The 26,446-nt window shown below is 56.9% G+C and carries 22 protein-coding genes; 12 read left to right on the forward strand and 10 right to left on the reverse strand.

Annotated features, from left to right (window positions below):
* The first annotated feature begins 5 nt into the window (after window positions 1-5).
* Window positions 6-1,445, forward strand: coding sequence for an aminoacyl-histidine dipeptidase (locus RIKMI_RS0111515; protein WP_027291737.1), 1,440 nt, complete (start codon window positions 6-8; stop codon window positions 1,443-1,445).
* Window positions 1,446-1,645: 200 nt separating this feature from the next.
* Here RIKMI_RS0111515 and RIKMI_RS0111520 read toward each other — a convergent pair whose 3' ends face one another.
* The 4 genes from RIKMI_RS0111520 to fabD form a co-directional block, all read right to left on the reverse strand.
* Window positions 1,646-3,187, reverse strand: a complete 1,542-nt coding sequence (locus RIKMI_RS0111520; protein ID WP_027291738.1) for a sulfatase — start codon at window positions 3,185-3,187, stop codon at window positions 1,646-1,648.
* A 13-nt stretch (window positions 3,188-3,200) separates the two neighbouring features.
* On the reverse strand, window positions 3,201-4,250 hold the full coding sequence (locus RIKMI_RS0111525) for an acyltransferase family protein (protein WP_027291739.1): 1,050 nt from the start codon (window positions 4,248-4,250) through the stop codon (window positions 3,201-3,203).
* 68 nt (window positions 4,251-4,318) lie between these two features.
* Window positions 4,319-4,804, reverse strand: coding sequence for a PspC domain-containing protein (locus RIKMI_RS0111530; protein ID WP_027291740.1), 486 nt, complete (start codon window positions 4,802-4,804; stop codon window positions 4,319-4,321).
* Between the two features lie 107 nt (window positions 4,805-4,911).
* Window positions 4,912-5,793: an ACP S-malonyltransferase gene (gene fabD / locus RIKMI_RS0111535; RefSeq protein ID WP_027291741.1), complete on the reverse strand. Its 882-nt coding sequence runs from the start codon at window positions 5,791-5,793 to the stop codon at window positions 4,912-4,914.
* Window positions 5,794-5,940: 147 nt separating this feature from the next.
* Here fabD and RIKMI_RS0111540 point away from each other — a divergent pair, with 147 nt between their 5' ends.
* The 6 genes from RIKMI_RS0111540 (at window position 5,941) to RIKMI_RS0111565 (ending at window position 14,983) form a co-directional block, all read left to right on the forward strand.
* The gene (locus RIKMI_RS0111540; RefSeq protein WP_037291946.1) at window positions 5,941-8,025 is read left to right on the forward strand and encodes a glycoside hydrolase family 2 protein; all 2,085 of its coding nucleotides are present in this window, start codon (window positions 5,941-5,943) and stop codon (window positions 8,023-8,025) included.
* Between the two features lie 25 nt (window positions 8,026-8,050).
* The gene (locus tag RIKMI_RS0111545) at window positions 8,051-8,797 is read left to right on the forward strand and encodes a lysophospholipid acyltransferase family protein (protein ID WP_037291948.1); all 747 of its coding nucleotides are present in this window, start codon (window positions 8,051-8,053) and stop codon (window positions 8,795-8,797) included.
* A gap of 15 nt (window positions 8,798-8,812) precedes the next feature.
* Complete coding sequence (locus RIKMI_RS14050) at window positions 8,813-10,735, forward strand: DNA topoisomerase IV subunit B (protein ID WP_084135286.1); 1,923 nt, start codon at window positions 8,813-8,815, stop codon at window positions 10,733-10,735.
* Window positions 10,736-10,768: 33 nt separating this feature from the next.
* Window positions 10,769-13,471 (forward strand): DNA gyrase/topoisomerase IV subunit A, encoded by a 2,703-nt coding sequence (locus RIKMI_RS14055; protein ID WP_051214527.1) that lies wholly within the window; start codon window positions 10,769-10,771, stop codon window positions 13,469-13,471.
* Window positions 13,472-13,600: 129 nt separating this feature from the next.
* Window positions 13,601-14,119, forward strand: a complete 519-nt coding sequence (locus RIKMI_RS0111560; protein ID WP_084135287.1) for a shikimate kinase — start codon at window positions 13,601-13,603, stop codon at window positions 14,117-14,119.
* 9 nt (window positions 14,120-14,128) lie between these two features.
* Entirely contained in the window at window positions 14,129-14,983 is an 855-nt protein-coding gene (locus RIKMI_RS0111565; RefSeq protein WP_027291745.1) for a UbiA-like polyprenyltransferase, read from the forward strand.
* Window positions 14,984-15,107: 124 nt separating this feature from the next.
* Here the strand turns inward: RIKMI_RS0111565 and RIKMI_RS14440 are convergent, their stop codons facing one another.
* The 4 genes from RIKMI_RS14440 to RIKMI_RS0111585 are packed head-to-tail and all read right to left on the reverse strand — an operon-like array spanning window position 15,108 to window position 19,181.
* Window positions 15,108-16,118: a glycosyltransferase family 2 protein gene (locus RIKMI_RS14440; RefSeq protein ID WP_051214528.1), complete on the reverse strand. Its 1,011-nt coding sequence runs from the start codon at window positions 16,116-16,118 to the stop codon at window positions 15,108-15,110.
* 9 nt (window positions 16,119-16,127) lie between these two features.
* Window positions 16,128-17,210: a glycosyltransferase family 4 protein gene (locus tag RIKMI_RS0111575; RefSeq protein WP_027291746.1), complete on the reverse strand. Its 1,083-nt coding sequence runs from the start codon at window positions 17,208-17,210 to the stop codon at window positions 16,128-16,130.
* A gap of 25 nt (window positions 17,211-17,235) precedes the next feature.
* Window positions 17,236-18,882, reverse strand: a complete 1,647-nt coding sequence (locus tag RIKMI_RS0111580) for an ABC1 kinase family protein (RefSeq protein ID WP_027291747.1) — start codon at window positions 18,880-18,882, stop codon at window positions 17,236-17,238.
* On the reverse strand, window positions 18,879-19,181 hold the full coding sequence (locus RIKMI_RS0111585; RefSeq protein ID WP_027291748.1) for a hypothetical protein: 303 nt from the start codon (window positions 19,179-19,181) through the stop codon (window positions 18,879-18,881). Before RIKMI_RS0111585 ends, RIKMI_RS0111580 begins: the two co-directional genes overlap by 4 nt.
* Window positions 19,182-19,318: 137 nt before the next feature.
* Between RIKMI_RS0111585 and RIKMI_RS0111590 the strand changes: the two genes are divergently transcribed.
* The 5 genes from RIKMI_RS0111590 (at window position 19,319) to RIKMI_RS0111610 (ending at window position 24,250) form a co-directional block, all read left to right on the forward strand.
* Entirely contained in the window at window positions 19,319-20,017 is a 699-nt protein-coding gene (locus tag RIKMI_RS0111590; protein ID WP_084135288.1) for a response regulator transcription factor, read from the forward strand.
* A 59-nt stretch (window positions 20,018-20,076) separates the two neighbouring features.
* Window positions 20,077-21,522, forward strand: coding sequence for a cardiolipin synthase (cls, locus tag RIKMI_RS0111595; RefSeq protein WP_027291750.1), 1,446 nt, complete (start codon window positions 20,077-20,079; stop codon window positions 21,520-21,522).
* A gap of 82 nt (window positions 21,523-21,604) precedes the next feature.
* Window positions 21,605-22,249 carry a porin family protein gene (locus RIKMI_RS0111600; protein WP_027291751.1) on the forward strand — a complete coding sequence of 215 codons (645 nt, stop codon included), beginning with the start codon at window positions 21,605-21,607 and terminating at the stop codon, window positions 22,247-22,249.
* 23 nt (window positions 22,250-22,272) lie between these two features.
* Window positions 22,273-23,259 carry a PhoH family protein gene (locus tag RIKMI_RS0111605; RefSeq protein WP_027291752.1) on the forward strand — a complete coding sequence of 329 codons (987 nt, stop codon included), beginning with the start codon at window positions 22,273-22,275 and terminating at the stop codon, window positions 23,257-23,259.
* 25 nt (window positions 23,260-23,284) lie between these two features.
* Window positions 23,285-24,250 (forward strand): phosphoribosylaminoimidazolesuccinocarboxamide synthase, encoded by a 966-nt coding sequence (locus RIKMI_RS0111610; RefSeq protein WP_027291753.1) that lies wholly within the window; start codon window positions 23,285-23,287, stop codon window positions 24,248-24,250.
* Between the two features lie 85 nt (window positions 24,251-24,335).
* Here the strand turns inward: RIKMI_RS0111610 and RIKMI_RS0111615 are convergent, their stop codons facing one another.
* Window positions 24,336-24,662, reverse strand: a complete 327-nt coding sequence (locus RIKMI_RS0111615; RefSeq protein WP_027291754.1) for a cupin domain-containing protein — start codon at window positions 24,660-24,662, stop codon at window positions 24,336-24,338.
* 9 nt (window positions 24,663-24,671) lie between these two features.
* Window positions 24,672-26,315, reverse strand: coding sequence for a hydroxylamine reductase (hcp, locus tag RIKMI_RS0111620; RefSeq protein WP_027291755.1), 1,644 nt, complete (start codon window positions 26,313-26,315; stop codon window positions 24,672-24,674).
* Window positions 26,316-26,446: the final 131 nt, after the last annotated feature.

Below are 26,446 nucleotides of genomic sequence, written 5' to 3' on the forward strand. Positions count from 1 at the left end.
TACCCATGAAAGAGATTACCGAATTGGAGCCTAAGGCTCTGTGGAAGCAGTTCGCCAAAGTCTGTTCGATTCCGCACCCTTCGAAACACGAGGAAAAGATCCGGCAGTATGTGATCGGTTTTGCCGAGGAGCACGGTCTGGAGTACCGGCAGGATACGGTCGGCAACGTAGTCGTGTGCAAACCGGCCGCGGCGGGCTACGAAGGACATCCGACGGTCGTTTTGCAGGCGCATATGGATATGGTGCCCCAAAAGAACAGCGACCTGAAATTCAATTTCGAAACCGATCCGATCCAGCCCTACGTGGACGGCGAGTGGGTCAAAGCCCGCGGGACGACGCTCGGAGCCGACGACGGGATGGGCGTCAGCGCGATGCTGGCGATCCTCGAAGGGAAAGATATTCCGCACCCGGCTCTGGAATGCCTCTTTACGGTGGACGAGGAGACGGGACTGACCGGAGCCAACCAACTGGGTACCGATATGCTCAAGGGCAGCATCCTGATCAATCTCGACTCGGAAGACGAAGGCGAATTGTACGTGGGGTGCGCCGGAGCGGTCAATGTAACGGCCCATTTCGAATATAAGGAGGAGGCCGCGCCGGACGATTGCGTCGGTTACGAGGTGTCTCTTTCCGGATTGAAGGGGGGGCATTCCGGGTTGGAAATCATCCTGCAACGCGGCAATGCCAACAAACTGCTGGCCCGTTTCCTGCGCGAGAATCCCTGCGCGTCGGTTTCGACCATCGATGCGGGCGGGTTACGCAATGCCATTCCGCGCGAGGCGAAAGCGGTAGTGGCCGTACCAGAGGATCAAGCCGCCGCTTTCGAACAGGCGGCCGCAGCGTTCGAAAAGACGATCCGCCGGGAATTGTCGCACGTGGAAGACGGTATCCGGTTCGGCGTGAAACGGATCGATGTGCCGGCGATCGTGGCTTCGCGCGATTTCCGGTCGCGTTTTATCGCTGCGCTGACGGCCATGCCGAACGGTATCATGCGGATGAGCGATACGGTGCCGGGTCTGGTCGAGACCTCCACGAACCTGTCCCGCATCGAGATGGCTTGCGGCAAGGCGCAGTTGCTCTTTATGGTACGTTGCATGGTCAATTACGGAAAGAAACAGGTGGTGGCCATGATCGATTCGGTGGTGACGCTGGCCGGCGGCCGTATCGAAGCGCAGGGCGACTACGACGGCTGGGCGCCGAATCCCGATTCCAAAATCCTGCATGTCATGAAGGAGGGGTATGAAAGGCTGTTCGGCAAGACTCCGGAAGTGAAAGCGATCCATGCGGGGTTGGAGTGCGGTATTATCGGGGCGAAATATCCGCAGTTGGATATGATCTCGATCGGCCCGACCATGCGGTTCCCGCATTCGCCGGACGAGAAGGTCGATATCGCGTCGGTGGCGAAATTCTACGATTTCCTGCTCGACACGTTGAAGAATCTTTAGCTTCCGGTTTCGACCGTTCTGCGTATCGTTGAACGAAGCGGTACGGGGCCTCTGGAGGAAATGCGGGTCGAAGATGGTACAGCGTGGAATCGCATGTAGGCTGTTCGAATACTTTCGAACGAATAGGGGGCGGTTGTCCATCGGACAATCGCCCCCTCGATTTAATGGCAAGTATATATTATGTATATACTTCCTGACTCTTATAATATTTCATCCGGATAGGCCGCCCGTTGTCCGGTCGATTTGCGGACCGGCATATTGGCCCCGTTCTGCCGCAGGTGGTCGCTCAGTTTTTTCGCCAGTTTCGCTTCGATTTTCTTGTATTTCGGCGAGGCTTCCTGCAACAGGTCGTGTCGTTCCGAAATATCTTCTTTCAGGTTATAAAGTTCGTTGTGCTCGTCTTCGTAAAAATGCACCAGTTTCCAGTCGCCCATCCGCACGGCGCTCGACGGCAGGCCGACGTCCCGCGTACGCTCGCCCCAGTTGTTCGGGTAGTGGAAATAGAGCGGCCGGTCGGGCCATAGCATTTTCGCTCCCCCTTTCCGGAGCAGGGCCGGGGTGAAATCCTGCCCGTCGATAGGCTGTACCGTTTCGTAATCGCGGATTCCCGCCATCGCCAGCAGGGTGGGGTAGAAGTCTTCGATGATGACCGGCGTGGCATTGACCGTTCCGCCTTCGGTCACGCCCGGCCAATAGACGATCATCGGTTCCCGGATACCGCCTTCGTAACAGGCGCCTTTTCCGCCGCGCAGCGGAACGTTGGCGTCGTTCGGCCTTACTCCGACGCTGTATCCGCCGTTATCCGACATGAAAACGAAGATCGTGTTGTCCGCGATCCCTTTTTCTGCGACCAGATCCATCAGGTCGCCCAGGCTTTTGTCCATGCCCTCCACGATGGCCGCATATTCCGCCTCGGTTTCCGACAGGCCCCGGTCGCGGTACCGTTGTACGAACCGTTTGTCCGCCTTATAGGGGGCATGTACCGCATAATGGCTCATATACAGGAAAAATGGCTTTCCCGCCGCGGCCGAACTGTCGATCAGCTTCGCGGTTTCGCGTGTCAGCGCTTCAGTCAGGAAAGTATCCGTGCCGTGGTATTTCTCCAGCATCGGCACTCCCCACGGCGGCGTATAACTTCCTGCCGGGTGGTTCCCGTAGTTCTCTTCGCCCAGATAGCTGCCCATCGCTCCGGCCGCATGTCCGGCGATATTCCGGTCGAACCCCAGCGTCAGCGGGTCTTCCGCCGGAGTCCCGAGTGCCCCGAAATGGGCCTTTCCCACAAACAGGGTCGTATAGCCGTTGTCCTTGAAAACCTGCGCCAGCGGGGTGGCGTAAAAAGCGTTCCCGATGCCCGGTACGGGAGACATTCCGTTGTAATTCCACCGTCCGAACGTCAGCGAGTCGCTGGGGGCGTCGGTCGCCTGGTCCTTGTGCAGCGTCCAGTTCGACACCTGGTGTCGGGCCACGTTGGTTCCGGTAATCAGGCTGATGCGTGAGGGTGAACTTACCGGACAGGCATAGGCGTCCGTAAATTTCGTGCCCAGCGCCGCCAGGCGTTCCATGTTGGGTGTACGGTATTTCCGGTTCAGGTCGGTCGTGTCTTTCCAGAAGGGCAGGGAGGTGTCTTGCCACCCCATGTCGTCCACCAGGAAAAAGACGATATTCGGCCGCTGTTCCCGTTCGGCGGCGCCGGCTGTCAGCGCCGTCGTCAGCAAAAGCGTGCAGGAAGGTATGGTTTTCATAAAAGGCGATTGGTTATGCGGAGATGAAGACGCGCATCCGGTAGAGCGGCCATGTGATGAGCCAGCAGACGAGCGCCATAGTCAGCGACCACATGAGCGAGGCCACTGCGTCGGGGACGTGGTAGCTCCGGTAGAAATCGTACACCGCCTGCGTGACTCCCCACAGGGCGAACATTTTGGCCAGTACCATCGACAGGCTGTATATGAACAGCGAGTTGGTACCGGCGATCGTGAAAAATTCGCACCATTTCCGGGCCTGCATGTATTCGATGACGAACGAAAGCACGCTCCATACGACCATGGCCGCGCCGGAAGTGAAAAGCACGTAGCTCGGAGTCCAGAGTTGTTTGTTCATCGGCGAGACCAGGCCGAACAGGATTCCCGCTCCGGCGAGCAGTACCCCGACGACCATCAGCGTGCCGATTCCTCCGCTCGCGCTGTTAGGCTTGTCCATAGCGTTTCCGGCCAGATAGCCGATCAACACGCTGGCGATGGCCGGAATGGTGCTCAGGATGCCTTCCGGGTCGAACGACGGGGTCAGCAGGTGGGACGGACCGAGCAGGGCGGTGTCTACCCGTCCCACGATGTCCGTCCCCAGAGCGTCCAGCAGGAACCAGTAACCGGCCAGCGATACGGCGATACTCAGGACGATCGCGCGCACGCGGGGCAGGTACAGGGTCAGCATGGCCGCGAAAAAGTAGGCCAGCGCGATGCGTTGCAGTACGCCCGGTATGCGCACGAAAGCGAAATAGTCGTCGAAAGGTATCCAGTTCAGTATCAGCCCGACTGCGAACAGGATCAGGGTGCGTCGGAAAATGCGTCCCGTCCGTCTCGATTTGGACAGGGTGCCGCGGATGCCGTAATCGTGCCTGTGGGTGGAAAACCACATGGCCGCTCCCATGATGAACAGGAAAAACGGGAAAATCATGTCGGCAAATGTGACGCCGTCCCAACTGCTGTGCACCAGCGGGGCGAAAACCGAACCGCCGGCCTGGTTGTTCAGGACGATCATCATCAATATGGTCATGCCTCGGAAAACGTCGAGCGAAAGAAACCTTTTCATGGTTCGGTGCGCAGAATCGGTAAGTCGTTGTTGTCGGCGGCCGGTATCGTCCGGGCGCGGGAGTTCCGTTATGCCGTCCCGTCCCGGCGGTACGTAAAGGATACGGGCCGCTGCGGCATAATGATCCAGAAAATGGCATAAAGGAGAAACCCGCCGCCGAAAAACAGCAGGATCAGGAAGAGCAGCCGGAAAACCGTACTGTCTATCCCGAAATATTCGGCCAGCCCGCCGCATACTCCTCCGATTACCCGGTCCGTACGGCTGCGATACAGACGTTTGGGCCGGCACTCCGAGACCGGCGGTTCGTTTTCCGGCGTGCCGGACAGGTTGGGCGTCCCGATACGGGCTATCGCATTACGTACTGCCGGTGAGTCGATGATGGCGGCGCCGGTTTCCGCAAACAGGTCGGCCATGCGGCGTTCGATATCCGCTGTTTCAGCGCTACCGGCCTGCCGGCGCTCGATTTGTCGCAGGTAGTCGTCCAGCAGTCCGTAGGCGTCTTCGTCGATGACGAACGGGCGGCCTCCCAGATTGATCGAAAGGGTCTTTTTCATGGATCAGTTTGCCTGCGTAAAGGTAATCATTTGCAGGTGATTTCAAAAACGGGGGCCGGGTTTCCGTCATTTACGGAAACCCGGCCCCGGCCTAAGTGCGGTGAGTGTTAAAGCGTGCTTTTGGATTCGCAGGCTGCCTCCCTGTTCACTTTTTTGATCAGTCCGGCGAGGACGTTGCCCGGGCCGAGTTCTGTGAACGATGCGGCTCCGTCGGCGATCATGTTCTGTACGGTCTGCGTCCAACGCACCGGTGCGGTCAATTGGGCGATCAGGTTGGCTTTGATCTTTTCCGGATCGGTGTACGGCTTGGCGTCCACGTTCTGATACACGGGGCATACCGGCGTTGCGAACCGCGCCGCCCGGATCGCCTCTTCGAGTTCCACGCGGGCCGGTTCCATCAGGGGCGAATGGAACGCGCCGCCGACGCTCAGCTTCAAGGCCCGTTTGGCGCCTTTGGCGGTCAGCTGTTCGCAGGCCTTGTCGATCCCTTCGATCGAGCCGGAAATGACCAGCTGGCCGGGGCAGTTGTAGTTGGCCGCCACGACCACTTCCGGAATCGAAGCGCAGACCTCTTCGACCGTTTCGTCCGGCAGGCCGATGATCGCGGCCATGGTCGAAGGCTGCATCTCGCAGGCTTTCTGCATCGCCTGCGCACGTTTCGATACCAGTTTCAACCCCTCTTCGAAGCTCAGCGCTCCGGCGGCTACCAATGCGCTGAATTCGCCCAGCGAGTGACCTGCGGTCATGTCCGGTTTGAAATCCGGCAGCGACCCTGCGAGGATCACCGAATGGAGGAAGACCGCCGGTTGGGTCACTTTCGTCTGTTTCAGCTCGTCGGCCGTTCCGCCGAACATGATATCCGTGATGCGGAATCCGAGGATTTCGTTGGCTTTCTCGAATGATTCTTTGGCCGCCGGTACGGTGTCGTACAACTCTTTGCCCATGCCGGTGAACTGTGCGCCCTGTCCCGGGAAAACGTATGCTTTCATGTTTTTTCCAATGGTTAAATGACGGAACAAATATAAACGTTTTTTCCCAAATGCTTCCGCCCTGTGCGTGGGGTCGCCGGAGTATCCGTCGCAGTAGGGCGAATCCCGAAAAAACGTTATATTTGTCGTTTAGAAAAATACTTTCCCATGAAACGATTTTTTGTCGCAATCGCATTGTTTTCCGCGGTTTACGGTGCCTGTGCGGGGCCGAAGAAACATGTCGCTCCCTATGCGGTTTCCGGGGGACAGGAACTGCCGCGCACGGTTTTCGTAAGTTATCGCAACTTGCAGGATGCTATCCTGAACGATTTCGACAGCTCGCAATATTATGTCGGATTGAACGGCGAGTGGAGTTTCAGGCTGTTCGCGTCGGAAGAGGCGCTGCCGGAGCAGCTCGCCGGAAATACGGAGGCGCTCGAACAATTGGTGGAAGGGTGGAAAACCGTGACGCTGCCGGGCGCATGGGAGCTGGACGGACATGGCGGAGAAGGGGCCGCGGTGTTCGCTTCGAGGGTCTATGATTTCGCCGAAACCGAACGGCAGGTCCGTCCGCCGCATCTGCCGGGGAAGACGCCCGTGGCGGTATATGTACGCAAGTTCACCGTGCCGTTCGATCTGTTCGACAAGGCCCATTTCCTGCATATCGGCGCAGCCAAAGCGGGCGTAAAAGTCTATGTGAACGGCAAGGAGGTCGGCTTCAGCCGGAAAGATTCGAAAAATCCGGTCGAATTCGACGTGACCAAATATGTGAACGAGGGACGCAACTGGGTGGCGGTCGTCGTTCCGCAATTTACGGAGGCGAGCTATTTGGAAGGTTGGCAGGATTGGCGGCTGTCGGGCATCAACCGGGACGTTTTCCTGTTCGCCCAGCCGAAAATCCGCATGCGGGACTACCTGGTGCAGACCACGCTCGATCCGACCTATACCAACGGTTTGCTGGAGACGGCCATGTTGCTCAAAACCCAATTGCTGAACCCGTTCCCCGTTACCGTCTATTATGATTTGTACGATCCGCAGGGCAAACTAGTGAACAGCAATTTCCGCGACGTGGAGGTCGGGATGAGGGTGGAAGACACGGTCCGCTTCACGGCGTCGATACCGAACGTGGCGAAATGGACGGCGGAGCAACCCAATCTGTACACGATTCTATACCGGATCAAACGCGAGGGGCGCTTTACCGAATACGTAGCCTGCCGGGTAGGTTTCCGGACGGTGGAAACCGAGGGCGAACGGTTTTTGATCAACGGCGAACCGGTGGTTTTCAAAGGAGTCAATCTGGCGGAACACATGCCGCAGACGGGTAACGTGGTGGATACCGCCCAAATGCGCCGCATGCTGACCGAGATGAAATTCTCAGGCGTGAACGCCGTCCGGACGGACGGTTACCCGATGCCGTACAGCTTTTATCAGTTGTGCGACGAGTTGGGTTTCTACGTCTGCGACGTGGCGGATATCGACGCGTGGGGTCTCGGAACGAATCTGAACAAGGGAGGTACGATCTCCAACGATCCGGCGTGGCGCGAGGCTTATCTGGCCCGGATCGACGCGATGTACGAGCGGAACAAGAACCATCCGTCGGTGGTGATGTGGTCGTTGGGCGACCGTTCCGGCAACGGGTACAATATGTATCAGGGATACCTGATGCTCAAGAGCAAGGAATGGACGCGACCGGTGGTCTATAACGGGGCCGCGAAGGAGTGGAATACGGACGTCTATTGTCCGGACTATCCGGAATCGGCCGAAAACGGTTCGGGACGGCCTCTCGTACCTTCTCGGACGACGTTCGATCCGGTATGGTGGACCACGCCGGGATTGCAGGGGGCTTTTCTGGAACGGTGGAACGATATGTCGCTGTCGGCATCGGTCCCCGGCGGCAAGTTCATCCTGTCGGATGATTACGAACGCACTTCGGCGGCTGGCGGGAAAGTTGGTCTGGAAGCCATGTCGCAGAATGAACGGCTGCGTGCGCTTTTTGCCAATGTGGCGATTACGCAGGTAGACGCTTCGAAAGGTATTTATGAATTTGAGAATCGTCTGCAATTCACCGATTTGGAAGAGTTTACCGTAAGTTATCGTTTGACGAACGGCAGCAAGGTCGTCCGGGAAGGGATCGTCAGCGTGTCGGCGGCTCCCGGCGAATCGGTCCAGGTGCAGCTTCCGGGTACGGGTTCGGTCGGAAAAGGCCGTAAGCTGACCGTGACGGTCGGGAATATCGCTCGTGCGGAATTTTAGACCGGTATAATATGATGTATTAATTATGAATCGTTTAAAAACTATTTATTATTTGACGGTACTCGCCTTGTTTACCGTCGTCATATTCTTGGTATTTACGACCGTGTGGCTTCTGACGGTGCTTTTCGACCGGAACCGGACGGTCTGCCACCGTTTGTCGCGTTTCTGGTCGAAAATGATATACCGGCTCTGCCCGTGGTGGAAAGTACGGGTGACGGGCCTGGAAAACGTGATCTACGGGCGGCCCTACGTCGTGGTTTCGAACCACCAGGCGATGCTCGACATTCCGCTCTTGTACGTGTTGCCGTTCGATTTCAAATGGGTGTCGAAGCGCGAAGTATATAAGATTCCCATTTTCGGCTGGGTGCTTTGGATGCACGGCGACGTGGCCATCGAGCGGGGCGGTACGGCCAGCGCGAAGGCGATGCTCGCCAAATGCGAGGCGTATCTGAAGCGCGGCGTGAGCGTGGTCATGTTCCCGGAAGGGACACGGACCAAAACCGGGCGTGTAAACGCTTTCAAAGAGGGGGCGATGATGCTGGCGCAGCAGAGCGGCGCGGATATCCTGCCGGTGGTGATCGACGGGACGTTCGATGCTTTCGGGAAAGGCGGTATCGCGGCCCCGCATACGTTCCAGGTGAGAATTCTGGCGCCGATCGGCGCCGACGAAATTTCGCGTGCCTCGACGCGGGAGCTGCGGGACACGCTCAATACGCTGATGTGCGATACGCACAGGGCCGTCGCACCGCGGCATTATCAGGACAAAAAGTAGGAGAATCGATACGAGATGACAGCAGCACAGGAGGCAGCGAGCAATTATTCGGAGGAACATATCCAGACCCTCGACTGGAAAGAGCATATCCGGCGTCGTCCGGGGATGTATATCGGGAAACTCGGCGACGGGTCGCAGCCCGACGACGGGATCTATATCCTGATCAAGGAGGTGCTGGACAATTCGCTGGACGAATACATGATGGGATTCGGCAAGCAGATCGAGATCAATGTGGAGGAGACCACGGTGACGATCCGCGACTACGGTCGGGGGATTCCGTTGGGCAAGCTGGAGGAGGTCGCCTCGAAAATGAATACCGGAGCCAAATACGATTCCAAGGCATTCAAAAAATCCGTCGGTCTGAACGGCGTGGGTATTAAGGCGGTAAACGCTCTTTCCTCGACTTTTACGATAACCAGTACCCGGGACGGCGAGGCGCGTACCATCGAGTTCGCGGCCGGGCGGAAGGTCGGCGAGCATACCGATTCGACCGGCGAGAAAAACGGCACCCGGGTGCAGTTCGTGGCCGACGTGGCGGTGTTCGGGGCATACCGTTACAATTTCGAATATATCGAAACCATGCTCCGGAACTACACCTACCTCAATGCGGGACTGGTGATCCGGTTTAACGGCGTGCCGTATGTATCCAAACACGGGTTGCTCGACCTGCTTACCGAGAGCGTAGGGGGCGACTTCCTCTATCCGCCGATCCACCTGAAAGGAGAGGATATCGAGGTGGCCATGACGCACGGCAACGGTTATAACGAAAGTTACTATTCGTTCGTGAACGGCCAGCACACCACGCAGGGCGGCACGCATCAGGCGGCTTTCCGCGAAGCGGTCGTCAAGACCGTGAGGGAGTTCTACAAAAAAGACTTCGACGCGGCGGATATCCGGACGTCGATCATCGCGGCGATCAGTATCAAGGTCGAAGAACCCGTCTTCGAATCGCAGACCAAGACCAAACTCGGCTCCAAAGAGATGTCGCCCGACGGGGTGACGGTGCGCAATTTCGTGATTGACTTCCTGAAAGAGCACCTCGACAATTACTTGCATAAAAATCCGGAAACGGCTGATATTCTGCTGAAAAAAATACAAGAGGCCGAAAAGGAACGCAAAGCGATCAGCGGGATTCAGAAAAAGGCGCGCGAATTCGCCAAAAAGGTTTCGCTGCATAACAAAAAGCTGCGCGATTGCCGTGTCCACCTCGGAGACAAGGACGAACGGGCCGAGGAGAGCGCCATCTTCATCACCGAGGGCGATTCGGCCAGCGGCTCCATCACCAAAAGCCGCGACGTCAATACGCAGGCCGTGTTCAGTTTGCGGGGCAAACCGCTGAACACCTACGGGCTGACTAAAAAAATCGTGTACGAAAACGAGGAGTTCAACCTGTTGCAGGCCGCGCTGAACATCGAGGAGGATATGGACAACCTGCGCTACAACAAGGTGATTATCGCCACCGATGCTGATGTGGACGGCATGCACATCCGGTTGCTGCTGATTACCTTTTTCCTGCAATTCTTCCCCGACATCATCCGCGGCGGGCATCTCTATATCCTGCAAACGCCGTTGTTCCGTGTCCGGAACAAGAAAGAGACGCGGTATTGTTATACGGAAACCGAGCGACAGCAGGCCATCGCGCAGTTGGGCGCCAATCCGGAAATCACCCGGTTCAAAGGGCTGGGCGAGATTTCTCCCAATGAATTCAAGGAGTTCATCGGCGAAGGGATGCGGCTTGAAAAGGTGCGTCTGACCAAGGGCGACCCGATCGCGGACCTGCTGGAATTCTATATGGGTAAAAATACGCAGGAACGGCAGGATTTCATCATCGACAACCTGAAGATCGAGGAAGATTTGATCGAGGAGCTGGAAAACGCTCAGCTCCTCGCCCGTGCCGTGGACGGGGAAGAGGACGAACAGCCGGCCGAGGCGATATGAAACCGGGGAACGGGATTACGGAAAGAGTAACAGATGAGTACAGTGGACGAAACGGAAAATAGCAATGCCGGGACTGAAGAAACGGTCGAGGTAACAGCTGAAAAACACGGAAAATACGCGCAATTGACCGATGCGGCGGTCGCCCATCGGCTGACGGGGATGTACAAGGACTGGTTTCTGGATTACGCTTCGTACGTGATCCTCGAACGGGCCGTGCCGCACCTGGACGACGGGCTGAAACCGGTACAGCGGCGTATCCTGCACTCCATGAAGCGGATGGACGACGGGCGGTACAACAAGGTGGCCAACATCATCGGTTTCACCATGCAGTTCCACCCGCACGGCGACGCTTCGATCGGCGACGCGCTGGTGCAACTCGGACAGAAAGACCTGCTGATCGACACGCAGGGGAACTGGGGAAATATCCTGACGGGGGACAGCGCCGCCGCGCCCCGTTATATCGAAGCGAGACTCTCCAAACTGGCTCTGGACGTGGTCTTCAATCCGAAAACCACGGAGTGGATGCTCTCTTACGACGGCCGGAACCAGGAACCGGTCACGTTGCCGGTGAAATTTCCGCTGCTGCTGGCCCAGGGCGTCGAGGGGATCGCCGTGGGGCTGGCCTCCAAAATATTGCCGCACAACTTCATCGAATTACTGGAAGCCTCGATCGCCTATCTGCGGGGCGAGCCGTTCACGCTCTATCCGGATTTTCCGACGGGCGGGATGATCGACTGTTCGAAATACAACGACGGGATGCGCGGCGGGGCGGTGAAAGTGAGGGCCAAAATTGCCAAACAGGATAAAAAAACGCTGGTCATCAGCGAAATCCCTTACGGGAAAAGCACTTCGACCGTGATCGACTCCATTCTCAAGGCCAACGAGAAGGGGAAAATCAAGATCAAAAAGGTGGACGACAATACGGCGGCCAGTGTGGAGATCGTGGTGCACCTGTCGGGCGACGTCTCGCCGGACAAAACCATCGATGCCCTGTATGCTTTCACGGACTGCGAAGTCTCGATCTCGCCGAACGCGTGCGTGATCGAGGACAAGAAGCCGCTGTTCATCGGGGTGAGCGACATGCTGCGCCGATCGGTCGATAATACCAAAGGTTTGCTCCGACGCGAGCTGGAGATCCGGCTGGGCGAATTGAACGAGGAGTGGCACCTCTCTTCGCTGGAGCGGATTTTCATCGAGAACCGGATATACAACTCCATCGAAGAGTGTACGACCTGGGAATCGGTGCTGGAGACCATCGACCGCGAGCTGACGCCGTTCAAGTCGCAGCTGCGGCGCGAGGTCACCCGCGAAGACATCGTGAAGCTGACCGAAATCAAGATCAAGCGCATATCGCGTTACGACGCTTTCCGGGCCGACGAGCTGATCCGGAATATCGAGGCCGAAATCGCCGAAACGGAACACCACCTGGCGACGTTGAACGACTATACGATCGCTTATTATCAGAACATCCTGAAAAAGCACGGCAGGGGCCGGGAGCGGAAGACGGAGATACGCAGTTTCGATACCATCGAAGCCGCGAAAGTGGTGGTGGCCAATGCCAAACTGTATGTCAATCGGGCGGAAGGGTTCTACGGCATCGGCGCGGGGATGAAAAAAGAGGAGTTCGTGTGCGACTGTTCGGACATCGACGACGTGATTATCTTCAACAAACAGGGGAAATACACCATCACGAAGGTTTCCGAAAAGGCCTTTTTCAGCAAGAATATCCTCTATATCGGCGTGTTCAAGCGCAACGATGAGCGGACGATCTACAACGTGCTGTACCGCGACGGGCTGAAAGGGGCCATCATGATGAAACGTTGCGCGATCAAGGGAATCACGCGCGACCGGGAATACGATATCACCAAAGGGACTCCTGGCAGCGAAGTGCTGTATATGAGCGTGAATCCCAACGGCGAGGCCGAAACGCTGAAGATCTATTTCAAACCCCGTCCGAGGCTCAAGAAACTCATTACGGACCTCAATTTCGGTGATCTGGTTATCAAAGGTCGCCAGTCGCAGGGCAACCTGTTTTCGCGTTACGCTCTCCACAAGATCGTCCTGAAAGAGCGCGGCAGTTCGACGCTCGGCGGACAGAATATCTGGTTCGACCACGACATCAACCGGCTCAATACCGAAGAGCGGGGCGAATTGCTGGGCGAATTTGCGGGCGACGACCGGCTGGTGGTTTTCACCAAAGACGCCCAGTATTATACCGGCAACTACGATCTGGGGCAGCATTTCCCGGAAAATCTGCTGTTCATCGAGAAATACGATCCGGATAAGATATACACGGTGGTATATATCGACAAGGAGCAGGGGTTGCATTATATCAAACGTTTCCAGGCGGAACAGTGCGACCAGAAACCCCAGCAGTTCGTGGAGCCGGAAAACGAGTTCGTAACCATGAACGACGACCGGTATCCGGTGATTCAGTTGCAGTACGGCGGAAAATACAACGGACGTTCGCCGGAGGTGGTGGATGCCGATGGGTTCATCGGGGTCAAGAGTCACCGGGCCAAAGGGAAACGGTTGTCCAACCTGACGCTGGAGGAGGTCGTGTGGCTCGAACCGTTGCGGAAAGATCCGGCTCCGGAGGCTTCGCCGGAAGGGGATGATCCGGAAAACGACGTTCCGATATCCGGGAACGAAAAAACGGCCGGAACGGTGGTCGGCGCAGAGGAGGCCGATACGGAGCCGAAAGAGGCGGGAAGCAATCAATTGGAACTGTTTTAGGCAGCCGGTGGTTCGGATTCAGGCGATTCCCGGATTCGGCCCGACGGGTTCCTGCGCGGCTGCTTGGGTGAGCGGCAAAGTATCTTCTCGGATGCAGTACTCCGGGAAACCCGGTGTAAAACGAAAATTATGCTGATTTTTCTGATCGGATTCATGGGCAGCGGTAAGACCACGTTGGGTAAGCCGCTCGCAGCCCGTTTGGGCTATCGGTTCATCGACCTCGACAAGGCGATCGAGGAAGGGGAGGGAAGTACAGTCGGGGAAATCTTCGCCGTTCGGGGCGAAGCGCACTTCCGGACGCTGGAACACAAGTATTTGCAGGATATCGTCTCGCATGGCGGAGACCTCGTGGTCTCGACCGGCGGAGGGACGCCGTGTTTCGGCGGAAACATGGAACTGATGAATGCCAGCGGCGTAACGGTTTACTTCAAACTCAGCCCGGCCATGCTGGCCGACAGGCTGTCGGCCGCGAAAGTTTGCCGCCCGCTCCTGGCGGGCAAATCGCCGGAAGAACTTTTGCGATATATTGTCGATACGTTGGCCGTCCGCGAAGCATATTACGGTCGCGCCAATGTGGTGGTTGCCAACCCGTCGCGGGATGTCGCCAAACTGGTTGCGATTCTCGGGCCTTATCTTTCCCGTTCTTAGGTTATTACGATGGCTGGAATAAAGGATTACTTCGCACTGGTCAAGTTCGCGCATACCGCTTTTGCGTTGCCTTTCGCGCTGATCGGTTATACGCTGGGGGTAAAAGCCGCGGGGTTCGACCCGTGGACGCTGGTCGCCGTACTGGCGTGCATGGTCTTCGCGCGCAATGCGGCCATGGGGTTCAACCGGGTGGTCGATCGCCGTTTCGATGCGAAAAATCCCCGGACGGCAACGCGTGAGATACCTTCCGGAAAAATCGGCGTGAGGGCGGGCCGGTGGTTCGTCGTATTGAATTCGGTCGCGTTCATCGCCGTAACGGCCGTTTTCAATCCGCTGACATTGGCCTTGTCTCCCGTCGTGCTGCTGGTCGTGCTCGGTTATAGCTATACCAAGCGTTTTACGGCCCTGTGTCATTTGGTTCTGGGGTTGGGGTTGGCCATCGCGCCGAGCGCGGCCTATATCGCCGTGACGGGTACGTTGGCGCCGGCTCCGGTTGGGCTGTCGGTATTGGTACTGACGTGGGTATCCGGATTCGATATTATCTATGCGTTGCAGGATACCGGTTTCGACCGGTCGGAACGCCTGCATTCGATTCCGGCGGCATTGGGGGTGCGGGGGGCTTTGCGGGTCAGCGAGTTGCTCCATGTCGTGACCGTGGTCATGGTGGCGGTTGTCGGGGCACAGTTCGGGAACGGACCGTTGTACTGGATCGGTGCGACGGTATTCCTCGGCCTGTTGCTTTACCAGCACCTGATCGTCCGGCCGGACGATTTGTCGCGGATCGGAGCCATGTTCGGCCTGACGAACGGATTAGCGAGCATCGCTTATGCGTTTTTCGTTATTCTCGGTCTGGTATTGGTTTGATTTTTCGGAGCTTGCCTGTGCCGATCGGTTCCCGGTCGTCGGGAGCGAACCGAAAATCGAATATCAAGCGACTGACAGAATGGGATAAGGTCGTAATACCGAATCCACGGGAAAACCGTAGGACTTACTCTTTCTTTTTTCCGCCCGTTCGTTTGGCGATGCTTGCCCGGATACGCAGTACGGTGGTCAGCAGTTTGCCCAGTCCTGCCGTAGCCGGACGTTTGTGCAGCCGGATCACGGCCCGCTCGCCGGCAGTGAAGTTGGCCCGTGCCAGCTCCCGTACCGCCGGCTCTTTCAGTTTTTCGTACAGGTCTGCGACGAAGGGATGCCCGGCTATGCTCGGACTGGAGCTGTGGCAAATGTACAGCCAGTAGAATTTCAACCGCATCAGGGTCAGTTCGGGACGGAACCGGTCGGCGCATCCCGCTTCCCGGAGATAAGTTTCCGCGTAATCCGCCAGCCGGATATTGTATTCGATGGGAGTCGTGCGGTGGCTGATGGAACTCTGCCTTTTGACGTAATAGTACGCCGTGTAGCGGATATGTCCCACGGCCGGCCCTTTGGCCGCAATCTGGATATTCATGAGCTTGTCTTCGGCCAGCGATATGTCGGCCGGGTAGCGGAGTCCGTCGAACAGGCTGCGCCGGTACAGTTTGGCGTGCAGATAACCTTCCATCCGGTTCGTCAGCTGGTAACGCATGAAAGTGTCGCCGTCGATCGTCCCTGTCCACCGTTCTGGCCGTTCTGCGCGGTAATCCGGGCTGATTCGGATTTCGTCCGCGCAGACGATGTCGGTGCGCAGCTCCCGTATGCCCCGGTAGAGCGTCTCGACAGCTTCCGAAGGCAGATAATCGTCGCCGTCCAGAAAGCATAGATATTCCCCGGCAGCGGCCTCTATCGCCCGTTTGCGCACGGCCATGATACCGGCATTCGGTTGATGGATCGCCGCGATACGTCTGCCCTGCGCGGCATACCGGTCGATGATTTCGGCCGTTCCGTCCGTGCTGCCGTCGTCGATGACGATGATTTCCAGATGGGGATACGTTTGTCCGACAGCCGAATCGAGGCACTGGGGCAGGTAATCGGCGACGTTGTATGCCGGAATGATCAGGCTGATCAGCGGAGTTGCGCTCATATTAAAGGATTAACGATTTCGATAGACGTCCAGCATTCGGGTTAGAAACAGGTCGTAAGAGAAACGTTCCTGCCACCGGCGGTAGCCCCGCTCGGCCAACGATTCCCGTAAGGCCGGGTCGTGCTGCAAACCGACGATCGACCGGCAGCACTCCGGAATGTCTTGCGGATCGATCCGGATCCCTTCTTCCGGGGTGATGACTTCCGCGGGGATATTGTCCGTGAACAGCACCGGTTTGCGGGCGAGCATGGCCTCCACGACCACCATCCCGAACGATTCGGGAACGAGGGTCGGTACGATGACGGCGTCCGTTTGCCGGAAAAAAGCGATGGTATTTTCGACGAATCCGACGAATTTCACGCAATTTTGCAATCCCCGCCGGAGCGCCTCGTTTTTCAGAAAGACCAGATAATCTTCCTTTCCCTCCGGGGGATTCCCGGCTATGGCGAATACGATTTCGGGCGAGGTGTCCCGCAGGTTTTCGGCCAGATCGAGGATGAATTCGACGCCTTTGGCCGGCATGATCGTTCCGGCGAACCCGATGACAAACCGATCCGGCCCGACGCTTTCGCGCACATTTGTCCCGCCTGCGGTATCGTCGGGGAGGCGTACGCTGTTGGGGATGACCGTTATCCGGTCTGCCGGGATTTTCGGCGCGGACGAAAGGAAAACCTTTTTCGCCTGTTCCGATACGAAAACCAGCCGATCGACGTGGCTGTACAGCCACGGATAGTGCAGGCCTGTCTTCGCCGGCCTGCACAAATGGCGGGTCATCACTACTCTGACATTCAGGCCGTACAGTTTCCGGGCCAGTAACGCGGCCGAGGCGTGTTTGAAGATATGGGTATGGATGACATCGATACCGTTTTTCCGGACTAACCGGGCCAGCCGACGGATGGCTCCCAGGTCGTAAGGTCCCCGGAAACGCAGCGTAGCCGTATCCATTCCGGCGAATTTCTTCGCCAGAATATCGCACGGAGGAATCACGACGCTAACCGCGTGTCCGGCTTCGGAGAGGCTCCGGGAGAGTTCCCATACGTATTTTTCGCCGCCGCCCCAGCCTTTGTTCGGTACGATCTGTAAAATGTTCATAGGCCGAAGTTAGGCATTTCCCGGGTTATTTCCGCCGGAACATCCATTTGAGGATCAGAATGAAGATCAGGATCGACGAAGCCCACAGCAGGAATTTGGCATAGGCCAGGTCGGAACGGGTGTTGATCAGCAGTACGGAACCGATGAACAGCCCCACGAGAATGATGGCGTAGGCCATTCGGAAACCGACGTTCCGAACCGCTTTCTGGAGCATTTCGCTGTTTTCGAACCGGATGTTATGCCGTATCTCGCCCTGTTTGAGCTTGTAGAGGATTTCGCTCACGTCGCCCGGCAGGTTCAGCGCCAGGTTCGCGTAATTCTTGAGCGTCTGGTACAGTTCGCCCGCCAGTTTGCGCGGCGAGAAACGCTGCATGATGACATCTTTGGCATACGGTGTGATCAGCGGCGTGAACGGAATATCCGGATCCAGCTTTTCGGCCACCTTCTGAATAGTGGCCAACGATTTGACCAGCATGAAGATGCCGTTCGGTATCTGAAGCGAATATTTAGTAATCAGGTCGATGCACTGCTGGATCATGCCTGCGTAATCCAGTTTGTCGATCGGCACGTGGCTGTATTGCGCGGTCATCTGTTGCAGGCTGAAAATCAGCTCGTCGCGTTTTTTGAAGAAGCGGACGTTGCAAAGCGTGATCAACGAGTCGGCGATCACGGTCGGGTCGCGCCGCACGAATCCCAGCGAGATGTTGGCCAGGAAGTTCATGTCGCGCGGGGTCAGCACGCCCACCATGCCGAAGTCGATAAAGGCGATCACGTTGCCCGGCATGATGAAAATGTTGCCGGCATGCGGATCGGCATGGAAAAAACCGTGCCGGAGAATCATCGTCAGCAGGGCGTTCGCGCCGTTGAGCGCGATTTGCTGCGTATCCAGCCCGTTGGCTTTCAGCACGGTCGGGTCGTCCGGCGTGATCCCCGTGACGCGTTCCATCACCAGCAACCGCCGGGTGGTGTATTCCAGATAGACTTTCGGGATATAAACCGTCGGATCGTTTTCGAACATCTGCTGGAACCGCAGGATATTGGCCGCCTCGTTGTTATAGTCCAGTTCGCGGAGAATGCTTTCGCCGAACTCGTCCACCACCCCTACGATGTTGATCGCCGCCATTTCCGGGTAATTCTTGGCCAGTTTGGCCGCCAGAAACCGCATCAGGTAGAGGTCGAGCTTGATTTTCTGTTCGATTTTCGGCCGGCGGATCTTGACCACCACCGGCGATCCGTCCGGCAGCGTCGCGCCATATACCTGCCCGATGGAGGCCGAAGCCATGCACGTTTCGTCGAAAGTGGCGAACACCTTTTCGATCGGGGCGCTCAGTTCGTCCTCGATCAGGTTGCGGGCCAGCTGGTCGTCGAACGGCAGGGCGCGGGATTGCAGTTTTTTCAGCTCGTTGCGGAACCGTTCGGAAACCACGTCCGGCCGGTCGGCCAGTATCTGTCCGAATTTGATATATGTCGGCCCCAGATCTTCGATGGTCAGGCGCAGCCGCTCTTCGGTGGTATAGACCGGTTTGGACCGGCGGATGCGCCGTTTACGGATGCGCCGGCCGAGCCACGTGCGGGCGATCAGCTCGTCGAACCCCTGGCGGATCAGTATCCCGGCGATTTCCATCGCCCGGTTCACTTTCAGGTAACCTATGTAGATGTTGGTCAGTTTCATTTGCCGGCGATCTTTTCGAGGTTGGCGTTCAGCTTGTCGATGGCTTCCGTCAGGCGGTCGATTTTCTTTTCCAGCGCGGCCGTGTCGGCGCCGCCCGAACCGGTCAGCTGTTCGAAAAAGAGTCGCTGGTCCAGCATATCGACCAGACGGTCGATGCCGCCGGCAATGTTTTCGGCCGTTTCGGGCGAAGTGCCGGCTTTTTCTTCGATCAGCGAACTGACTTTATCCACGAATTTCTCCCGGTCGCTGGCCGCAGCGGCAATGGCGGCACGCAGCAGCAGGTTCATCGTACTGTTCATGATTAACTTTCTGTTAAAATTCCGCAAACTTAAGCGTAATTCCGCGATTATGCGTTAAACTTGCAATGACAAAATACCGGCCGGGCCCGGCCCGTCGTCGGTGCGCAGCCTGGTTTATGCAAATATCGGACAAAACTATGAATTACCGGATATTGATCGTGGACGACGAGGCGGATATTCTGGAATTTATCCGCTATAATCTGAAAAAGGAAGGATACGATGTCTATACCGCATCGGACGGGGAGGAGGCGCTCAGGACGGCGGCCGAGGTATCGCCGCACCTGGTGCTGCTCGACGTGATGATGCCCCGCATGGACGGTATGGAGGCGTGCCGCCGGCTCAGGAAGATGCCCCAGACCGAAGACGCCGTGATCGCATTCCTGACGGCCCGCGCCGAGGATTATTCGCAAGTGGCCGGGTTCGATGCCGGCGCGGACGACTATATCGCCAAACCGGTGCGGCCGAATGTGCTGGTGAGCCGGATCCGGGCGTTGCTCAAACGGGTCGACAGCGGTGCCGGTTCCGCGGAATCGCAGGAAGCGGAACCCGACCGCCGGTCGCTGATCATCGACCGGGAACGTTACGTGGTGCTCAAGAACGGCGAGGAGATCGTCCTCCCGCGCAAGATGTTCGAACTCCTGGCGCTGCTCTATTCCAAACCGCAGAAAGTATTTTTGCGGGACGAGATATTCGCCGCCGTATGGGGCGACGACGTGGTAGTGGGCGAACGGACGATCGACGTGCATATCCGCAAGCTGCGCGAGAAGATCGGGGCGGACTATATCGTGACGGTCAAAGGCGTAGGGTACAAATACCAGGACATCCACGAAGCCTGAAACGGCTTTTCTTTGTACCGGCGGGAATATCCGGAGGGAAAAAACGCTAACTTAGCGTTATGTATATCTGGCGCATCGTCATCTATTCCCTGCTGGTATTCTACGTGCTGGTCGTAGTCGCGACGGTTTTTACCGTGCTGCACGAACGGCGCGATCCGGTGCGGGCATTGTCCTGGATCGCGGTCATCGTCCTGCTGCCGTTCATCGGGATCGGGCTTTTCGTCTTTTTCGGGCAGGACTATCGCAAGCGGAAAATCTTCAACCGGAAAGAGATCAAAGACCTCAAGCAGTTCGAAAATCTGAGCTACAAACAACTGCGCGAAATAGACAGTTTCGCCAACCCGGAAGTGGTTTCCAACCGGGAGATCATCACCCTGCTGCTGAACAGCAACAAATCGCTGCTGACCACCAATAACCGGCTGGAGGTACTCGACGACGGCGGAGAGACGTTCTCGTCGCTGATCGACGCGTTGAAGCGGGCCGAGTCGTTCATCCACCTGGAATACTATATTTTCGAGAACGACGCGTTGGGAGGCCGGATAGCGGAAATACTGAAAGACAAGGCGAAGGCCGGGGTGGAGGTGCGTTTCATTTACGACGATGTGGGAAGCTGGAACCTCAAGCGGAGTTTTATCCGTTCGCTCCGGGAGGCCGGGGTGCAGGTGCACTGTTTCATGCCGGTCGTATTTCCGTGGCTCACCAGCAAGATCAATTACCGCAACCACCGCAAAATCGCGGTGATCGACGGCAAGGTCGGCTATACCGGCGGGCTGAACATCGCCGACCGCTACCTGCACGGTACCAAACACGGCCCGTGGCGCGATACGCACCTGAAGATCGAAGGGACCGCCGTGCATATGTTGCAGCTTACTTTCCTGACCGACTGGTATTTCGCTACCGGCATACAGCTCCGCGACAAGGAGAAGTACCTGGCAGTGCAGGACGGATATTCGGGCGATACGGCGGTACAGATCGCCACATCGGGTCCGGACTCGGACTGGGCGACGATCATGCAGGCCTATTTCGCGGCGATCAACAAGGCGACGGACCATATCTATATTTCGACCCCTTATTTCATGCCGGGCGAGTCGCTGCTGACGGCGCTGAAGGTGGCCGCCCTCAGCGGAATCGACGTGCGGATCATGCTTCCGTCGCGTTCCGACAGCAAGATCGTCTATTGGGCTTCGCGTTCCTATATAGCGGAATTGCTGGAGGCCCGCATCAAGGTCTATCTTTACCGGAAGGGTTTCAACCACAGCAAAATCATGACCATCGACAACCATTTCAGTTCGATCGGGACGGCCAATATGGACAACCGCAGTTTCGAGGACAATTTCGAGGTGACGGCCATGATTTACGACCGACAGGTGACGGACCGCATCGAGCGGAGGTTCCTGTCGGATCTGGAGGGATGCACCCGCCTGACGCGGAAGCGGTGGGCCACCCGGTCGCGTACCGATATATTCAAAGAGTCCGTGGCGCGGCTTTTCAGCCCGTTGCTGTAACCGAAAATTGACGTATCTTTGTCTGCGGATAGGCCGTTCGTTCCGAGAACGGTTTAGGGGTTTTACCAAATACGGATTCCGAATGAAAAAGATTTTTCTCCTTCTGTTGATCGCCTGCGGCGGTTTTTCCGCAGCGCAGGCCCAGTCTTTCTTTCAGTTCGGGGTCAAAGGCGGTCTGCTGGTCAATAATTCCGATCTGAAATATGTCTTTTCCGGCAGCCAGGACCGTTACGACGAAAGCAGTACCAAACCGGGGTTCGAACTGGGGTTTCAAGCCCGTCTGCGGCTGCCGATGGGGTTCCTGCTCCAGCCGGAAATCGTATATGCCCGTACCAGCGGGTCGTTCCCGATCGATGCGACCAACGGCGGTGGCGGGCAATACGGCGATAAGCTGAAGATCCGTTCCAACTGGATCGAAGTGCCGGTACTGGTCGGTTGGAAATTCTCGATCGTGCGTCTGATGCTGGGGCCGTCGTTCCGCTTCCCGATGGACGAAGTGATGAACGCCGGCTTGGAAGAGGCGAAAGTAGCGCCGCGGCTTCAGAATTTCGTCATGGGCTACCAGGCCGGCGTGGGGGTCGATCTCGGCCGGCTGACGCTGGACGCCCGTTTCTGCGGCAACTTTACGAATATCACCGACCAGGGTGTGAGCCAAAGTTACACGCCCGATCTGAAAGTCAAGGAACGCAGGGTGGCCGTTACGATCGGTTATATGATTCTCAAATAACAGTATTGCGGTATATCAATCGTATGAGCGAAAAAATCATCGACCTCGCCGGAACCATCGATCCGGTGGATTTTTACGGTCCCGCCAACGCCAATTTCGATTATTTGGCCGGGAAATTTCCGGAACTGAAGATCGTGGCGCGCGGAGGAACGATGAAACTGTTCGGCTCGGAAGAGCAGATCGCCCGTTTTGAAAACCGTTTCGGCCAGTTGATTCAATACTACGGTCGTTACGGCCATTTGTCGCGCGAGGTGTTGGACCAGATTTTCGACACTCCGGTACATGCTCGTCCGGCGGCGGCAGTAAAGACGAGCGGAACCGGCGAAACGGGCCATGCGGCGGACGACGACGCGATCGTATACGGGAACAACGGGAATGTGATCCGTGCCCGGACGGCCAATCAACGGAAACTGGTCGAGTTGTACGGCAAAAACGACCTGTTGTTCGCCGTGGGGCCTGCGGGGAGCGGAAAGACCTATACGGCGATCGCTTTGGCCGTGCGGGCCTTGAAGAATAAAGAGGTGAAACGGATCATACTGACTCGTCCGGCGGTCGAAGCCGGCGAAAAACTCGGTTTCCTGCCGGGGGATATGAAAGAGAAACTCGACCCGTACCTGCAACCGTTGTACGACGCGCTGAACGATATGATCCCGCCCAAAAAATTGCAGGATTACATGGCCGAAGGCATCGTGCAGATCGCCCCGCTCGCCTATATGCGGGGACGGACGCTGGACAACGCTTTCGTGATTCTGGACGAGGCGCAGAACACGATCCTGTCGCAAATCAAGATGTTCCTGACGCGCATGGGACGCAACGCGAAATTCATCGTGACGGGGGACATTACCCAGATCGACCTGCCGGTCAAAAACGATTCCGGTCTGATGCCGGCGATCGGGATGTTGCGCGGAATCGAAGGGATCGCCGTGGTCGAATTCGACCGAAAAGACATCGTGCGGCACGATTTGGTGAAACATATCGTGCAGGCGTTCGACGAGCATTCAACTCATTAAAGTTTACATAAACCTTTTCAAAATCATGGCGAAAGCATTGGTAAAGACCGATATGCGCTTCGACGGTCAAAAATCTTTGTACGAAGGCAAGGTGCGCGACGTTTACAATATCGACGACAAATATCTGGTCATGGTCGTAACCGACCGTATTTCGGCCTTCGACGTGGTGCTGCCCAAGGGGATTCCGTTCAAGGGCCAGGTACTGAACCAGATCGCCTCCAAAGCGTTGGACGCCACGGTCGATATATGCCCGAACTGGAAAATCGCCTCTCCCGACCCGATGGTCACCGTCGGGCACAAGTGCGAACCGTTCCCGGTGGAGATGATCGTACGCGGATACCTGACCGGCAGCTCGTGGCGCGATTACAAGGCCGGGGCACGTTCGATCTGCGGCGTACCCCTGCCCGAAGGGATGCGCGAACACCAGAAATTCGACAAACCGATCATCACGCCGACCACCAAGGCGGAACTGGGGTTGCATGACGAGAATATCTCGAAAGAGGAGATCATCGCTCAGGGGCTGGTATCGGCCGAAGATTACGCCGTGCTGGAAAAATACGCCATGCAGTTGTTCGAGCGCGGGACGGAAATCGCGGCGAAACACGGGCTTATTCTGGTGGATACCAAGTATGAGTTCGGGAAAAAGGACGGCGAGATTTACCTGATCGACGAAGTGCATACTCCGGACAGTTCGCGTTATTTCTATGCGGACGGTTATCAGGAACGTTTCGACAAGGGCGAACAGCAGCGGCAACTCTCCAAAGAGTTTGTGCGCGAATGGCTGATGGAACATCATTTCCAGGGCCGCAAAGGCGACGTGATGCCGGAACTGACCGATGCGTTCGTGGACAGCGTGAGCGAACGGTATATCGAGTTGTACGAGCACATTACCGGCGAGAAGTTCGATCGAGGCGCCGATGCGGCCTCCGAACAGGCCATTCAGGAGCGTATCGAGCACAATGTCGAAAACATGCTGGCCCGGTTGAAATAGACCGGTTCCCGGAGTAGAACGATAAAAGCGGGACAGATCTCTTTCAGGTCTGTCCCGCTTTTTTTGCACGGGAAGCGGTCTGTTTTTACCCTTTTATCATCGTAAGCATCATCTTGAAACGGGTTGCCGCCCGAAGCGAGTGAGGTATCCCGGCCGGCATGATGACCGCATCGCCCGTTTTCAGGTACAGGGGCTGGCCGCCGAGCCGTATTTCAACCTCGCCGTCTATGACTTGCACGAGCGCATCGAATGGTGCGCTGTGCTCGCTCAGCCCCTGGCCGCTGTCGAACGCGAACAGCGTAACGTTGCCCGCATCGTTTTTCAGTACCTGTTTGCTGACTATCCCTCCTTCCGCATATTCGATCGCATCCCGGAGTCCGAATACGGCCGATTTCGAAAACACGTCTTTCATAACGACAATTTATTGAATCCAGTTTTTCATATCTTCATCGACCGTCGAAATGGTACCGAGTCCGAACTTTTCGGCCAGTACTTTCGCTACGTTCGGCGGCAGGAATGCCGGCAGGGTAGGCCCTATATGGATATTCCGGATACCGAGGCTCAGCAGCGCCAGTAGAACGATGACCGCTTTCTGTTCGTACCAGGCGATGTTATAGACGATCGGCAGGTCGTTCACGCTTTTCAGGCCGAAAGCCTTTTGCAAAGTGAGGGCGATCCGCACCAGCGAGTAACTGTCGTTGCATTGTCCGGCATCGAGTACACAGGGAATCCCCCCGATGTCGCCGAGAGCCAGTTTATTGTACCGGTATTTGGCGCATCCGGCGGTCAGGATCACCGTATCGGCGGGCAGCGCTTCGGCAAAACGAGTATAGTACTCGCGAGCCTTGAAGCGACCGTCGCAGCCGGCCATGACGACGAACTTGCGGATGGCGCCGGACTTCACGGCTTCGACCACTTTGTCGGCCAAGGCTACGACCTGGTTGTGGGCGAATCCGCCGATGATCTCGCCGTGCTCGATCTCCGTGGGAGGAGCGCATTTCCGGGCGTGTTCGATGATCGCCGAGAAATCTTTGGGCTTGCCGTCCCTGCGGCCAGGAATATGCGTGGCGCCCGGAAGTCCTGCCGAACCCGTGGTATAGATCCGGTCGGCGTAGTTCGCATTTTTCAACGGAGGAACGATGCAGTTGGTGGTGAACAGGATCGGACCGTTGAACGTCGGGAACTCTTCCCGCTGTTTCCACCATGCGTTGCCGTAGTTGCCGACGAAGTGCGGGTATTTCTTGAAAGCAGGGTAGTAGTGGGCCGGAAGCATCTCGCTATGGGTGTAAATGTCTATGCCTGCGTCTTTGGACTGTTCCAGCAACTCTTCGAAGTCTTTGAGGTCGTGGCCGCTGACCAGAATCCCCGGCCGCCGGCCTACGCCGATATTCACTTTCGTAATTTCCGGATTTCCGAACGAGGCGGTGTTCGCTTTGTCGAGCAGGGCCATCGCTTTCACTCCGCATTCGCCTACGTTCAGCACCAAGGCCGTCAGTTCGTTGATTCCGATGTCCGGTCGGCTCACTTCGGCCAGCGCATTTTCCAGCATTTCGTAAACGTCGTTGTCCTCGAATCCGAGATTGAGCGCATGTTCGGTGTAGGCGGCCGCTCCCTTGCAGCCGTAAATGACCAGCTGTTTCAACGCACGGGTATCTTCGTCCGTCATGCTCAGCACGCCGATTCCGGACGCTACGGTTTCATAATTGGCCGGCGCAGGATGGAAAGCCGTTTCCGGCAGGTCGGGCAGGGCGATGCCCCTTTTTTGGGCGACTCCGATCAATTCGTTTTTCATGGTCAGCGCCGCCGCGATTTTTTCGCGAATGGCGCTGTCGTCGAAATTGGCATTGGTGATCGTGCAGAACAGTGCGTCGAGCATCTGGCGGCTGGCCCGGATTTCCGGATTCCCTTTACGGCGGAGTTCACGGTTCACGATCGCCTCTCCGCGTACGGCGTATAGTAATACGTCCATCAGAGCGGAGGTACGGGGTTCTTTCCCGCATACCCCCTTGAGCGTACAGCCTTTGTTCTGGGCCGTTTCCTGACATTGATAACAAAACATTTCCATCATTTTGTATATTTAAACGATTAGTTTTAAGTAAAAGATACCCTTTACTCTATTTGCGCATACCTGCGTATTCCGACCGCCCCCCTAAGCGGAGCAAACCCCGGTTCGAGTGCCAAGGTCGTTCAGGGAGA

Origin of the sequence: Rikenella microfusus DSM 15922, from assembly GCF_000427365.1 — a bacterium.
In the GTDB taxonomy this organism is placed as follows: Bacteria; Bacteroidota; Bacteroidia; order Bacteroidales; family Rikenellaceae; genus Rikenella; species Rikenella microfusus.